Below are 14966 nucleotides of genomic sequence, written 5' to 3'. Positions count from 1 at the left end.
ACGAGGTGGGGGAAGCCGCAGATATCGTCCCTCGTCCGGGGCCGCACGGTGAGGAACGTACGTACGGTATTCGGCTGGCGTACCATCCGGGGCCGGATGGCCGTCGTCCTCGCCGTGCCGACATGCCTGCTTCTGGTGATCTTCGTCCTGGCCGTGAAGAGCCAGGTCGCCTTGTACCGCGACGCCAGCCAGACCCGCGCCGAGATCGGCGTGTCGCTGGACATCCAGAGCCTGGTCCATGAACTGCAGGCCGAACGCGGCACGACCAATGGCCTGCTGGGCGGCGACGAACGCTACCGTTCGCAAATGGTCAGCGCCCGTGAGCGCGTGGACGCTCTCCGCCGCCAGCTGCGCAACGAGCCCGTCGTCCAGAGCACACTCCAGCAGTTCAACCTGCTCTCCGGCACCCGCGCCGACGTCGACTCCAACATCGCCGACCGCGCGAAAACTCTGCGCTTCTACACGACGGCGATCACCGCCCTCATCAACGCCGACCCCGCCGCCGACACGACCACCCGCGGTGACCGCCAGCTGCGCGACGGCCTCGCCGCCGTCCAGGCACTCGCCCAGGCCAAGGAGTCCGCGGCCCTCGAACGCAGCCTGCTCAACGGCGTCTTCGCCGTCGGGAGCTTCCGGCGCTCCGAATTCCTCCAATTCACCGAGGCCCGCGCTGTCCGCGTCGCCGCCATCGACCGCTACCGCAAGGCCGCCACCGCCGCCGAGCGCACCGCCCTCGACAAGGCCTTCAGCACCCCCTCCGCCAAGCGCGTCGACGCCGCCGAGACCGAGGCCGAGGGCGGCGCAGACGGCTCGGCGCTGAACGTCGACCCGGCGAATTGGTGGCTGGCGACCGGCGCGCTCGACAACGACCTGTACGGCGTCCAGCTGGGGGTCGCCGGCGACGTGAGCGCCCGCGCCCAGACCCTCAGCGACCAGGCCACCCGCAGCCTCATCCTCTTCCACGTCTACGCCTTCCTCGCCGCCGCACTCGTCGCCGCCGCCACTCTGCTCGCCGCCCGTTCCATCACCCGCCCGCTCGACGCGCTCGCCCAGGAAGCCGACGAGATCGCCCGCAACAGGCTCCCGGACACCGTGGTTCGAATCCAGTCCGGCGAGATCCCGACGCCACCCGAACCCGGCGCCGCACCGCGCCGGGGTGCCCGGGAGATCACTGAAGTCGTTGCCGCCCTGCGCAACGTCGAGCGCACCGCCGTCGGACTCGCCACCGAACAGGCCGTGCTACGCCGCAACACCTCCGAGTCCCTCGCCAACCTCGGCCGCCGCAACCAGGGCCTCATCCGCCGTCAGCTCGGCCTCATCACCACCCTGGAGAACAAGGAACTCGACCCCGAAGCGCTGGGCGAGCTCTTCGAGCTCGACCACCTCGCCACCCGTATGCGCCGCAACGCCGAGAGCCTGCTCGTGCTGGTCGACGAGCGCACCCCGCGCCCGCGCACCGGCACCGCCAGCAGCCTCGAACTCGTCCAGTCCGCCCTCGGCGAGGTCGAGCAGTACCGCCGCGTCGCCGTCGCCGACATCGACGGCTGCCGGGTGCGCGGCCACGCCGTCGCCGAACTCTCGCACCTCCTCGCCGAGCTCGTCGAGAACGCGCTCTCCTTCAGCCCGCCCGACGAGTCCGTCGATATCCACGGCTGGCGCGACGGCGCCGAGTACTGTCTTGCTGTCATCGATCACGGCGTCGGCATGAACCCCGCCGATCTCGCCCGCTCCAACGCCCGGCTCGCCGGCGAGGAGGCGTTTCTTGTAGCACCCACCCGTTTCCTCGGCCACTACGTCGTCGGCCGCCTCGCCGGCCGCCTCGGCGTCGAGGTACTGCTCTCCGACACCCCCGGCGGCGGCGTCTCCGCCCTCGTCACCCTCCCGGCCCGGCTCCTCACCGCTGACGCCGCCGAACCCTCCTTCGCCGCCGCTGCGGCGGCGGCCGCCAAGCCGCGCACTCCGCAACAGGTCTCCTCCATGCTCAACGGCTTCCGCGCGGGCGTGGCCCGTGGCGAATCCAGATAGGGACGCACCCACGTGACCACCGCAGTACAGAACTTCGGCTGGCTGATCTCCGATTTCGTCCGCACCACCGACGGCGTCACCAACGCCGTCGCCGTCTCCTCCGACGGTCTCCTCATGGCCGCCTCCGACGGCCTCGGACGTGATCGTGCCGACCATCTGTCCGCGGTCGTCTCGGGCATCACCGCTCTCGCCCAGAACGCCGCCAGCACCCACGGTTACCGCGGCATGAAGCTCGTCATGATCGAAATGCTCGGCGGCTTCATGATGGTCACCCGCATCCGCGACGGCAGCTGCCTCGGCGTCCTCACCGGCGAAGGGTGCGATGTCGGTCTCGTCGGCTACGAAATGGCCGTCCTCGCGGACCGTACCGGCGAACTGCTCACCCCTCAGCTCGTCGTCGAGCTCAGGCAGTCCCCCGTAATGGGTTAACCTCGCCGGCCCGGCCGCAACGGTACCGGGTACCCCCGGTGCGGTTTGTCCGGCCGGACCGGCGCGGCAGGTTGTCCCGGCTGCGGGCGTGCGGGTTCCGCCCCCTCTGCGATGGTTGCCGCTCCGTCCTCAAGCGCCGGACGGGCTGGGTGGTCGTGCGTGCCGGCGCGCCATGTCCGTCGCGGGGTCGGGGCCGCTGTGGGGTGATCTCCTCGGGGCTCGCACGTGCGGGTCCGCAGGAAACGCACCCGGGGTGCATGTGCTCGTCCCCTGCGGGGACACCCCGGCGCGTCCCCGCCCGGCCGCATGGGCGCGTGACGGCCGCTCAGGGCGGAGACCGTAAGACCAAAGGCACCGCGCGCCGGGCAACCCCCGGGGTGACCGCGGGACACAACCCACCGTGAGGCGCCGTGACGGCCGGAGGGGGCGGTGCAGGGGTGTCCCCGCAGACTTCGTCGCCGTATGCCGGTGGCGATGGCGCATGGTGCGGGGGGTGCTGGCGACACTGTCGTGGGGGCACCTCCCGGCCGAAGGTTGGGGGAGAGTCACCCCGGAGGCGACACCGACCCAACCACCGAACAAGCGCGCCCCGCGCAACGGCGCAGGGCGCCAAAACGGATCGGCAACCCCAGCAGAGCTAGTGCTGCAGGCGCACCGTGACGCAGTCAACAACCACCGTAGAGCGACCCCCGACCTATGCTCTGGGCATGACGCAGACACCGCCCACAGCCAACGGAATGCGCCGCGCGCTCAAGCGCGCCCGCGACGGAGTCGCACTCGACACGGCCGAAGCCGCGGTGCTGCTGCAAGCAAAAGGCAGCGACCTCACCGACCTCACCGCCACTGCCGCCCGCATCCGGGACGCGGGACTGACCTCCGCCGGCCGCCCCGGCGTGATCACGTACAGCCGGAAGGTCTTCATCCCGCTTACCCGGCTGTGCCGGGACAAGTGCCATTACTGCACGTTCGTGACGGTCCCCGGCAAGCTCCGCAGCGCCGGCCACGGCATGTATCTGTCCCCGGACGAGGTCCTGGACATCGCGCGCCGCGGAGCGGAAATGGGCTGCAAGGAAGCCCTGTTCACGCTCGGCGACCGCCCCGAGGACCGCTGGCCGGAGGCCAAAGAGTGGCTGGCGGCCGAGGGCTACGACGACACTCTCGCCTACGTACGTGCGATGGCGATCCGCGTCCTCGAAGAGACAGGCCTGCTCCCGCACCTCAACCCCGGGGTGCTGTCGTGGACGGACCTGCAGCGCCTCAAGCCCGTCGCCCCCTCGATGGGCATGATGCTGGAGACCACCGCGACCCGCCTGTGGTCCGAGCCGGGCGGCCCGCACTACGGGTCGCCGGACAAGGACCCGGCGGTCCGGCTGCGTGTGCTGGAGGATGCGGGCCGCTCGAACGTCCCGTTCACCACCGGGATCCTGATCGGCATCGGCGAGAGCTATGACGAGCGCGCCGAATCCCTCTTCGCGATCCGCAAGATCGCCCGCCAGTACCACGGCATCCAGGAGGTGATCGTCCAGAACTTCCGTGCCAAGCCGGACACGGCGATGCGCGGGATGCCCGACGCCGAACTGGACGAGCTGGCCGCCGCGATCGCCGTCGCCCGCCTCATCCTGGGGCCGTCGGCCCGGGTCCAGGCGCCGCCCAACCTCGTGGACGGCGAGTACGCGCGTTTCATCGAGGCCGGCATCGACGACTGGGGCGGCGTCTCCCCGCTCACCCCGGATCACGTCAACCCCGAGCGCCCGTGGCCGCACATCGACGAACTCGCCGCGCAGACGGCGAAGTCCGGCTTCGCGCTCCGCGAACGGCTCACCATCTACCCGGAGTTCATCCAGCGCGGCGAGCCCTGGCTCGACCCCCGCCTGGTGCCGCACGTACGGGCGCTGGCCGACGCCGACAGCGCGCTCGCCGACGAGGCCGCCAAGCCGGAGGGCCTGCCCTGGCAGGAGCCGGAGGAAGGTTTCTCCGCCACCGGCCGTACCGATCTGCACCGTACGATCGACACCACCGGCCGTACCACCGACCGCCGCGACGACTTCGACGACGTCTACGGCGACTGGGAGGCACTGCGGGAGCAGGCCGCCCCCGGCATGGTCCCCGACCGGATCGAAGCCGACGTCCGTACCGCCCTGGTCACGGCCGCCGACGACCCGACGAAGCTCACCGACGCAGAGGCGCTGGCGCTCCTGCACGCCGACGGCGCGGCGCTGGACGCGCTGTGCCGTATCGCGGACGACGTACGCCGGGACGCCGTCGGGGACGACGTCACGTACATCGTCACGCGGAATATCAACTTCACCAATGTCTGCTACACCGGCTGCCGCTTCTGTGCCTTCGCCCAGCGCCGCACCGACGCCGACGCCTACACGCTCTCCCTTTCTCAGGTCGCCGACCGGGCCGAGCAGGCGTGGGAGGTCGGCGCGACCGAGGTGTGCATGCAGGGCGGCATCCACCCGGACCTGCCCGGCACGGCGTACTTCGACATCGCGCGGGCGGTGAAGGAGCGGGTCCCGGGCATGCATGTGCACGCCTTCTCGCCGATGGAGGTCGTCAACGGCGCCACCCGCACCGGCATGTCGATCCGCGAATGGCTGGCGGCAGCCAAGGAGGCCGGTCTCGACTCCATGCCCGGCACGGCCGCCGAGATCCTGGACGACGAGGTGCGGTGGATCCTGACCAAGGGCAAGCTGCCGACCGCGACCTGGGTGGAAGTCATCAAGACCGCCCATGAACTCGGCATCCGCTCCTCCTCCACGATGATGTACGGCCATGTCGACCAGCCCCACCACTGGCTCGGCCATCTGCGGCTCCTCGCCGAGATCCAACAGGAGACCGGCGGTTTCACCGAATTCGTGACGCTCCCCTTCATCCACACCAACGCGCCGGTCTACCTCGCCGGCATCGCCCGCCCCGGCCCGACCGCCCGCGACAACCGCGCAGTGACGGCCATGGCCCGACTGCTTCTGCACACCCACATCCCCAACATCCAGACGAGCTGGGTCAAGCTGGGCACCGAGGGCGCCGCCGAGATGCTCCGCTCCGGCGCCAACGACCTGGGCGGGACGCTGATGGAGGAGACCATCTCCCGTATGGCGGGGTCGAGCTACGGTTCGTACCGCTCCATCCAGGACCTCGTCGCCATCGCCGACCTCGCCGGCCGCCCGGCCCGGCAGCGCGGCACGACCTACGGTGAGGTGTCGGCGGAGCGCCAGGCGGCGGGGCTGGCCTCGGACGGGCACCTCCCGGAGCTGCTACCAGTCCTCGACGCGTAGCAGCGAACTTTCACCTTTTGCTCGCCTATGGCCGAACGCAGTCAATTAAAGTGCTGCGTCTGACGGGGGAAGTACTGGCATGTCCGAGGAGGTCGCCACCATGACCGCAGTGTGGGGACGGGCTCAGCAACAGGACTTCCGCAGCCGGGTACGAGGCTGTCTGCTCGGCGGCGCCGTCGGTGACGCGCTCGGCGCCGGCATCGAGTTCGACTCGCTCGAAGCCATCCGCCAGGCATACGGCGCCGAGGGCGTCACCGACTACGTGCCCGCCTTCGGCCGCCGCGGCGCCATCACCGACGACACCCAGATGACCCTCTTCACCGCCGAGGGCCTCATCCGCGCCCAGGTCCGCCGCGACTCCGGCGCCTGGCACCCGCCCACCGACGTCCACCGCGCCTACCTCCGCTGGGCCGCCACCCAGAGCGACTGGGGCCCCGACGAACGCCGCAAGGACACCGGCTGGCTCGCCCGCGAAGAATGGCTCTACTCACGCCGGGCCCCCGGCCGCGCCTGCCTCGCCGGCCTCGGCGACGACCGCATGGGCACCGTGGACCAGCCCAAGAACCCCAATTCCAAGGGCTGCGGCACCGTCATGCGCTCCGCCCCCTTCGGCCTCCTCGTCGGCTGGGAGCCCCAGCTCGTCTTCCAGCTCGCCATCGAGTGCGCCGCCCAGACCCATGGCCACGCCACCGGCATGCTCGCCGCCGGCGCCTTCGCCGTCATCATCCACGCCCTGGCCCGCGGCGAAGCCCTCGACCACGCTGTCCAGCAATCCCTCGCCGTCCTCGGCTCCCGCCCCGGCCACGAGGAGACCACCGACGCCCTCCGCCGCGCCCTCGGCGCCGTACGCCAGGGGCTCCCCACAGCGAACCGTGTCGAGGCCCTCGGCGAAGGCTGGACCGCCGACGAAGCCCTCGCCATCGCCGTCTACTGCGCCCTCGTCGCCGAAGACGTCCGCCACGGCCTGCTGCTGGCCGTCAACCACTCCGGCGACAGTGATTCGACGGGCTCGGTCTGCGGCAACCTCCTCGGCGTCCAGCACGGCGAAACCGCGCTGCCCCCGGCGTGGGTCGCCGAGCTGGAGGGACGCGGCACGATCCTGCAGATCGCGGACGACTTCGCCATGGAAATGACCCAGGCCCCGGCCCTGCACGGCCCGGCCGGCGCCTCATCGGCGTGGCTGGAACGGTACCCGAACGCATAGAGCCGTACGGCCCGCGGCAAACCCTCAGGCGATGATCACCTTGGCGCCGGTCCTCCCGCAGAGCTCGACCGTATGCGGCTCCACTCCGGCGGTCGTCACCAGGACCTCGACATCCATCTGACTTCGGTGGGAAGCCGAGCCAGCACCCCACGTAACCAACAGATCCTGTCAATTTTCGGCACGGGGTGTCCACCGGATCGCGATCACGTTCCAAGCGCTATGAGAATTCGTACTGCAGCTCGTACAGATGTCCAGCCTTGGCCATGACCGACACTTCGATGGGCCGTTCGCGGTCGCTGCGGACGACCCGGAAGGTGCGCGTCATGATCCGGCGGCGCTGTTCGCGTACGGTGACGCCGGCCCCCGCCCGGCCTACTGGCCGTCGACCACTCCGGCGACAGCGACGGCGGTCGACTTCGCCATGGAAACGACCCGGGCACCGGCCCTGCGCGGCGCGTATGCTCCGGTGACCGCTAATTCCGGCTCCCGTCATCAGCCTGACCGGTACATGACTGTTCATGGTGGGGCCCGTGCGATAGAAGTCGCCCATGCGAATAAGGCGGTTACTGCAACGCGGGATGGCGCTCGGCGTCCTCACCACACTGACCATGGTCCTGGCAGCCGGCGCACCGGCCTCCGCGGCGGACACCTGGACAACGGTCGGCTCGGACCGGGCCGACCCGCTGACCGAGAGCCAGGGGCTCGCGTCCATCTACCTACCGACGGGCAGCGCGAACCGGTACACCGGCATCGGCACCATCCCCGCCGGCGTCAGCGCCGAGGGATGGAACCATGTGGGCGACCCGGACGCCTCCGCGAAGGGCTACTACATCGAGCCCTACCAGGAGGACTCCGGCACCGCGAAGATGTTCCGGGTCCAGGCCCCGGACGGCACCTACTCCGAATACACCCACACCCTGGCGACCGGGGAAGCCCTCAACAACTCCTTCGCCGCGATCTCGCCGGACGGGCAGTGGATGGTCTCCGGTGAGTACGGCACGATGACCCGTCTCCTCGTCTACCCCACGCCGGGCGAGAACGCGAGCACCTCCCCCTCCGCCAACCTCCCGCTCGCCGCGACCATCAACCTCGACCACGCCGTACGGGACGTCCAGGGCTGCGACTTTTCCTCCGCGACCACCCTGCTGTGCGACTCCGACGATCCCGACGGCACGCTCTTCGGCATCACCAAGCCGCTCCTGCAGATCGACCTGTCCGCCTCCCTGTCCGGCCAGACCGTCACCGGGCATGTCACCTCCCTGCGTCAACTCCCGCTGACCAGCGGTTGTACGGGCACCTTCGAGGTCGAGGGCATCGACTACGACACCCGCACCGGGGTCCTGCGGACCATCGTCATGTCGCCCAGCATCTGCATCCTGATCGACAGCAAGACCTGGCGTCTCACCAAGAGCTGAGGCGTCTTCGCACCACGGCCACCCACCGGTTCGCACCGGTGGGTGGCCGTCGCCTGTCCTGCGCTCCCCGCCGCAGGTCAGTCCTTCGCCGCCGGATGGGCAACGGTCTCGCCGGTGTCCGTCTGCGCCGGGACGGAGACCGCTGCGGAATCATCACCGTCGGAGTTGATGACCGCCAGAACGGCATCGCGCTCAGGTGTGTCCTCGGGCTTGATGAAGCCGATAAGGATGTACAGCACGAGGGAGGTGGCCAGCGGCGTGACGATCTGGATCTGCAGCGAGACCCCGTCCAGGCCGTAGTTGGTCAGCCAGAAGGCGAACAGGCCCAGTGCCCAGCTGACGAGTGCGGCCGTCGGGCCGGACTTACGGAACGGCCTGAGCAGCCCGAGCATGAAGGGAATGGCGATCGGGCCCATGAGCCCGGCCACCCACTTGATGACGATGGTGATGATGTCCTTGAACGTCGGCGAGTTGACCTGCGTCGCGACCGCCATCGACAGCGCCAGGAAGGAGACCGTAGCCACCCGCGCCGCCACGAGCCCGGCCCGCGCTGTCCACGCACGCGCCGCCTTGGAGACCACCGGCGCGACATCCCGGGTGAAGACCGCCGCGATGGCGTTGGCGTCCGAGGAACACATCGCCATCGTGTGGGAGAAGAAGCCGACAACGACCAGCCCCAGCAGACCGTGCGGCAGCAGCTGCTCCGTAAGAAGGGCGTAGGAGTCGGAGGCGTCCGGCTTCTGCGGGTGCACGAGCAGCGGGGCGACCCACATGGGGAAGAAGAGCACCAGCGGCCAGACGAGCCAGAGGGCCGAGGAGAGCCGGGCCGAGCGGGTCGCCTCTCGGGGGCCGGACGTGGCCATGTAGCGCTGGGCCTGGTTCCACATGCCGCCGTTGTACTCGAAGGTCTTGATGAACAGATAGGCCAGCAGGAAGGTGACGGTGTACGGCCCGGCTGTGGGGTGCGTGTGCCCGTGCGGCAGTTTGTCCCACACCGTCCACAGCCCGCTGAGGCCGCCGATCTTGCCCAGTACGGCGATGAGCATCGCCACCCCGGCCGCCAGCTGGATGATGAACTGTCCGAGTTCGGTGAGCGCGTCCGCCCACAGGCCGCCCACCGTGCAATAGATGGCGGTGATCGCACCGGTGATGAGGATGCCCTGGTTGAGGGAGACGCCGGTGAAGACCGACAACAAGGTGGCGATCGCCGCCCATTTGGCGCCGACGTCCACGATCTTCAGCAGTATGCCGGAGGCCGCCAGCGCCTGCTGTGTCGGCACGTTGTAACGGGTCTTGAGGTATTCCAGGGGTGAGGCGACGTGCAGCCGCGACCGCAGCCGGTTCAGCCGCGGGGCGAAGAGGCCGGAGCCGATGGCGATGCCGATCGCGATCGGGAACGACCAGGTGACGTAGGAGGTGACGCCGTATTTGTACGCGATACCGGCGTAGCCGGTGAACATGACGGCGCTGTAGCCGGACATGTGGTGGGAGATGCCGGACAGCCACCAGGGCATCTTGCCGCCGGCGGTGAAGAAGTCGCTGACGTTGTCGACGCGTTTGTGGGACCAGAGGCCAATGGCGACCATCACGCCGAAGTAGCCGATGAGCACGGTCCAGTCGAGACTGTTCATGGCCCCTCCAGGGGTCCGCCTTGTGAACGGATACGTACTTCGCCGGTACGCGCGTCCTTGGGGCGGCGCCCCAGATTGAACAGCCTGTGAGGGGGGACGGTCAAGAGCTCCTGCGTTCAGCAATGTGAACGAGGATCAGGAAGGCGAACGATTTTACTCGCACTTGACCTTCTTTGGTGTTGCCGTGGGCATGACCAGCGACCCACGATGAGCGGGTACTTCGCCGGTTACGACGTCCAGTAAACGCGCCCAGCTAAGAGGCCGCGAGAATAGGTGGGGCGGCGTCGCGGGCCGATGGCTCTCGCCTGGAAGTGTTGTCGTCGGTGTCGGTCGACGACGCTCCGCGTCGCCTCGCCCCCAGCCTTCGGCCGGGAGGTGCCCCCACTCCCAGCTACCTCCCCCAGCCCTCGGCCGGGAGGTGCCCCCAGGAGGTGCCCCTACCTTCACCCGCCCCGCCTATTCGCGCGGCCTCTAACGCATCAGCTCGCCCGCGTTCACCAGCAGCGACTGCCCGGTGATCGCGCGCGCCCGGTCGGAGGCGAGGAAGACCACGGCCTCCGCCACATCGCCGTCCGTCGCCAGCTCGGGCAGCGCCATCCGCTCGGTGAGCCGGCTCAGCACCTCGTCCTCGGGCACGCCCTCGGTGTGCGCGGTGAACTGTACGTACGCCTGCACAGGCGGCCCGTACATCCAGCCGGGCAGCACCGTGTTGACGCGGACCCGGTAAGGTCCCACCTCGCGGGCGAGCGAGTACATCGCGGAGGTCAGTGCGCCCTTCGACGCCGCGTACGCCGCCTGCCGCACCTGGGTCGGCGCCGCGACGGCGGATTGCGTCCCGATGAAGACCACCGAGCCGCCGCCGCGCTCCTTGAGGGCGGGCAGGCAGGCTTTGGTCATCCGCAGCGTACCGAGCAGGTTGACGTCGATCACGCCCGCCCAGGATGTGAAGTCCGCGTCCTCCACCCCGCCGAAGTACGAGTCCCAGGCGGCGACATGCACAACGGCGTCGATCCCGCCGAACCGCTCGACCGCCAGCGCGGCGAGCGCGGCGCACTGCGCCTCGTCGGCGATATCGGTCACCCGCCAGGCGGTGTGCGCGCCCTGCGGGTCGATCTCCTGCGCCGCCTTGGCGAGGTTCGCCTCCGTCCGGGCGCCGAGTACGGCGTTTCCGCCGTCCCGTACGACCGCGGCCCCGATCCGCTGTCCGAGCCCTGGGCCGACGCCCGACACCACGACTGTCCTGTCCCGCAGCAGCATGATCGGCACGATCGACACCCCCTGATAAGTCTGACTGTCCGTCAGAGTAGGGACGCGCACCACGGAAAGCCAGCGCCTTGGACAGCCGCGTGCCCCCGCATCCGCGTCGCCTCGTGCGTCGCCCGCGTATTCCGCGCGAGTGGTTCCCTGACGTATCGTCAGATGAATGGGTTTCGGTGGGAGGGTGTGCATGGCTGACGACGGACAGGCGGATACCTATGCGGGCCTGTATGCGAAGCTGGCCTCCGTGGGCCCGTACGGGCCGGGGGTGGGGCATGCCCTGATCACCATGGTTGAGCCCCATCCTGGGCATGAGCACGGCTACCACCGTTGGTACGAAGACGATCACTTCATCGCCGGAGCCATGGCCATGCCCTGGATCTTCGCCGGCCGCCGCTGGGTCGCCCCCCGCGAACTCCAGCTGCTCCGCTACCCCGAGAAGTCCGCCGTGGCCCAGCCCGTCACCGCCGGCTGCTACCTCTCCCTGTACTGGCTCACCGCCGGGCGGTACGAGGAGCACATGCGCTGGACCGTCGCCATCAACAAACGCCTCAACCGTGACGCCCGCGTATACCGCGACCGCACCCACGTCTTCACCGCCTTCCACGACCACGCCGTCACCGTCTACCGCGACGGCGCCGCCGGACCGCGCGACATCCACGCCCTCGACCACCCCTACACCGGGCTGGTCGTCGAGGTCATCGACGCCGAATCGACGGAGCAGCGGGCGGAACTGCTGGAGTGGCTGCGCGTCAAGCACCTACCCAAGCAGCTCGGCGCCGGCTCACCGGCCGCCATGGTGACCGTTTTCCGGCCCACGCCGCTGCCGCTGGACCGCATGTCTTACGTCAATCAGGTCGAGGGCGTCGACACCCGCCTGACGCTGCTCTGGTTCCTGCAACGGGATCCGCGTGAGGTGTGGGACGAGCACTTCACCGGGCTGGACGCCGGGCCGGGACGGATCGAGCTGGTGGCGCCCTTCATTCCGACGATTCCCGGCACCGACACTTATGCGGATCAGCTGCGCTGACACGGACCACGACCCGCCAATGACAAGATCGATGCCATTTGATCAATAACGAACATCGAGTTGTTGATATTCGCCACACCAATCAATCAAGGGGCAGCGCAAATAGGTGGGCCGGGTGGCGACGGAGTCGGCTGATGCCGCGGCTCGGCCCGCGACGCCGCCCCACCCATTCGCGCGGCTTCCGAGGGGCGAGCCCCCTCGGCCACGACGGCGAGCCGGTCGAGAGGGCTTCCATGGTGCTGCTGTGCTGCTGTGCTGCTGCGTGCGGCTGTCAGCCGATGTTGTACTGGCCGTTTTCTACGTCGGCGACGAAGGCCGACCAGGACTCCGGCGAGAACGCGAGCACGGGCCCATGCGGGTCCTTGGAGTCGCGCACGGCGATTGCCGCATATGTGGGCGACGCCACCTCCACGCACTCGCTGTCGCCCTTGGAGTACGAAGACTTCTTCCAGTCTGCTTGCTTCCCCTGACGGATCGCCATACTTGCTCCAGTTTCAATGAGTTGTACAGAAGCGTTGAATGCTTCTGGCCCCACTGACGCTACGCCGCAACATCGCCGGGCGAGCTACTCGCTCACACTATCGGGTGGCATATTCCAAAGGATACTTCCGCCGACAGGTGGGGAGGGTGTACCTTACCGCCCGCTCGCCCCGACGATGTATGTCAGCGGGCGTACTCCTTGGCCAAATCGAGGATGAACTGCCGCGACTGCTCGGCGTTCAGCGCCGTGGCCCGTAGGTGCTCGTACATGACGCCGTAACTCTGCACATCATTCGGTTTCTCCAGATAGAGATCGCTGGTCACGCCTTCCAGATACACCACGCTGGCATCGGAGGTGTCGAGGAACTCCAGGATCGCGAACTTGCCGAACATCCCGGGATGCGCCCCCACGCTGTACGGCAGGACCTGGACCGTGACGTGCGGCAGCAGACTCAGCTTGGCGACATGTTCGAGCTGTTCACTCATGATCTGGCGATCGCCGACGACTCTGCGCAAGGCGCCCTCGTCCACGACGGCCCAAAGGCGCAGCGGATTTTCCGGATCCGTGATCCGGTCCTGCCGCTTCATACGGACCTGGACGCGCTTCTCCACCTCCTCGGGCGTCGCCTCGGGCAGCGTGCCGTGGTTGACCGCGGTGGCATAGGCGGGGGTCTGCAGCAGCCCGGGCACTACCTGCGGCTCATAGACGCGCAGCGAATCCGCGTCCGTCTCAAGGCCGATGTAGACGCTGTACGGCACATCGCCGAAGGCGTGCCACCAGCCCTGCTGACGGGACTCCTTGGCCATGTTCATCAGCGATTCGACGAGGCGGCTGTCCGCCACCTCGTACACACCGCACAGGTCGCGCACATCGCGTTGGCTGATACTGCGCCGGCCGTTTTCCAAGCGGCTGATCTTGGACTGGGAAACGAGCAGCCGGGCCGCGACTTCCTCGGCTGTCATCCCCTTCTGCTCGCGCAGTTTGCGCAGCTCCGACCCGAGTCGGCGTCGCCTGACGGTGGGGTTCGCGTTGGCGGCCACGGGAAGTGCACCTCCGGTTCAGGGGCGTGACGAGTACTACGTGACGAGTACTACTGGTCAGCAGACTGCCACCCTTGGTCATCGCTGCGCTGGAAAACGGTCGTACGAACTCAGGTATGAACTTCGTGTACGACCTCAGGTTTACCAGCTTCTCCTACCGCTTCGGGCACGCCGAACGCGCGGGGCGGTGGACCCGGGTGAATCCGGGTCCACCTGCCCCGCGCGTTACAGCGGCTCCCGTGACCAGGTCGCTGGGGACGGGTACTTGCTCGGTGTCCGGGCCCTGCTGCCGGACACCGGTCCGTCCTGGTACCAAGTGGCTGGTGAGGCTTGTTGTTGCCCTTCATGCGGGTTTTGCGATCGTTACGGCTCTGGCTTGTGCCGCCAATGCTCAGCGGGCACCGGCCCGGGCCATGCCCTGTCCGGCGGTTGGCCGCCCCTGGGCGGCGGGGCGTTTCGGTTGTGCCGCGGCTCCGTTCTGTACGTCCATGACGGCGTGTGCCACAAGGCCGCCCATGGGGTCGTACCGAATGAGGTCACGCAGGCGCGATCGAGACGACCGGCCTTCGTTACCCGGGTAAAGGTGCTTTCCGAGCCCCACCGCGTGGGCGAGAGCGGCCAGCGCCGCGGTCCGCGGGTCCGGCGGTACGCCGGTGCGGATCGCGTTGTCGAGCCGGGCTCTGATATCCCGGCTGACCTCGCTGTCGCTCGCCTGATAGCGAGTCGTCGGCAGCACCCCGCACATCTGTCCCGGTACGGCATGCACCATGCCGCATCGCTCCAAATGCGCGAGATATGTCTGACGCAGCCCCAGCCGGGGCCCGCCAATCCAGTGGACGGCGCGGACCGGACTGCCACGACGGCGCAGCAGTTCGAGCGCGGAGTCCAAAGTCGGATCTCCTGTCGGCCGTGGGTGCACCACGGCGATACGATCCCCGTCAGGGGCTATCCGTCCGGCCAGGGTCAGCTCTACTAGCTGGGCCCCGGCGAGACCTAGGTCGAGCGACTGCGGCTGCGCCGTGGTGCCCGTTGTCGGGTCCAAGGCGAGCAGCAATAGCTCCTCCGGAATACTTCTGCGGCTCCTGCCCATCCAAGCCTCCCCGCGTGGATGACAGACAGGGTGACGCCTCTCACAGGTGCCTGTCGAGGGCGCCTTTGTCTTATCGGTGGGAA

The 14966-nt window shown here is 68.8% G+C and carries 11 protein-coding genes; 6 read left to right on the top strand and 5 right to left on the bottom strand.

All coding sequences use genetic code 11. The features are described from left to right. Nucleotides 1-96: 96 nt before the first annotated feature. From FCI23_RS19640 to FCI23_RS19615, 5 genes are all read left to right on the top strand, one after another. Nucleotides 97-2025 (top strand): sensor histidine kinase, encoded by a 1929-nt coding sequence (locus FCI23_RS19640; RefSeq protein ID WP_246143840.1) that lies wholly within the window; start codon nt 97-99, stop codon nt 2023-2025. Nucleotides 2026-2037: 12 nt separating this feature from the next. Beyond that, a complete protein-coding gene (locus tag FCI23_RS19635; protein ID WP_136725223.1) occupies nt 2038-2454 on the top strand; it encodes a roadblock/LC7 domain-containing protein in 417 nt (138 codons plus the stop codon). Nucleotides 2455-3161: 707 nt separating this feature from the next. Next, nucleotides 3162-5735 (top strand): bifunctional FO biosynthesis protein CofGH, encoded by a 2574-nt coding sequence (locus FCI23_RS19630; protein WP_136725222.1) that lies wholly within the window; start codon nt 3162-3164, stop codon nt 5733-5735. A 100-nt stretch (nt 5736-5835) separates the two neighbouring features. Continuing rightward, nucleotides 5836-6939: an ADP-ribosylglycohydrolase family protein gene (locus FCI23_RS19625; RefSeq protein WP_407645999.1), complete on the top strand. Its 1104-nt coding sequence runs from the start codon at nt 5836-5838 to the stop codon at nt 6937-6939. 578 nt (nt 6940-7517) lie between these two features. After that, nucleotides 7518-8354: a hypothetical protein gene (locus FCI23_RS19615; protein ID WP_136725322.1), complete on the top strand. Its 837-nt coding sequence runs from the start codon at nt 7518-7520 to the stop codon at nt 8352-8354. 77 nt (nt 8355-8431) lie between these two features. Here the strand turns inward: FCI23_RS19615 and FCI23_RS19610 are convergent, their stop codons facing one another. Further along, nucleotides 8432-9985, bottom strand: coding sequence for a sodium:solute symporter family protein (locus tag FCI23_RS19610; RefSeq protein ID WP_136725220.1), 1554 nt, complete (start codon nt 9983-9985; stop codon nt 8432-8434). Between the two features lie 471 nt (nt 9986-10456). After that, nucleotides 10457-11242, bottom strand: coding sequence for an SDR family oxidoreductase (locus FCI23_RS19605; protein ID WP_211265406.1), 786 nt, complete (start codon nt 11240-11242; stop codon nt 10457-10459). Nucleotides 11243-11432: 190 nt separating this feature from the next. On the opposite strand from FCI23_RS19605, the gene FCI23_RS19600 reads away from it, so the two are divergent. Beyond that, nucleotides 11433-12272, top strand: a complete 840-nt coding sequence (locus FCI23_RS19600; RefSeq protein ID WP_136725219.1) for a hypothetical protein — start codon at nt 11433-11435, stop codon at nt 12270-12272. Nucleotides 12273-12543: 271 nt separating this feature from the next. Here FCI23_RS19600 and FCI23_RS19595 read toward each other — a convergent pair whose 3' ends face one another. The 3 genes from FCI23_RS19595 to FCI23_RS19585 form a co-directional block, all read right to left on the bottom strand. Continuing rightward, nucleotides 12544-12753 carry a DUF397 domain-containing protein gene (locus FCI23_RS19595; protein WP_136725218.1) on the bottom strand — a complete coding sequence of 70 codons (210 nt, stop codon included), beginning with the start codon at nt 12751-12753 and terminating at the stop codon, nt 12544-12546. A gap of 182 nt (nt 12754-12935) precedes the next feature. Further along, nucleotides 12936-13793, bottom strand: coding sequence for a helix-turn-helix domain-containing protein (locus FCI23_RS19590; protein WP_136725217.1), 858 nt, complete (start codon nt 13791-13793; stop codon nt 12936-12938). Nucleotides 13794-14184: 391 nt separating this feature from the next. Then, nucleotides 14185-14883, bottom strand: coding sequence for a GOLPH3/VPS74 family protein (locus tag FCI23_RS19585; RefSeq protein WP_136725216.1), 699 nt, complete (start codon nt 14881-14883; stop codon nt 14185-14187). Between the last annotated feature and the right edge of the window lie 83 nt (nt 14884-14966).

Source organism: Actinacidiphila oryziradicis, assembly GCF_005047355.1.
Taxonomy (GTDB): domain Bacteria; phylum Actinomycetota; class Actinomycetes; order Streptomycetales; family Streptomycetaceae; genus Actinacidiphila; species Actinacidiphila oryziradicis.
The sequence above is the reverse complement of the archived record's forward strand: the minus strand, read 5'-3'. Positions and strand labels throughout refer to the sequence as shown.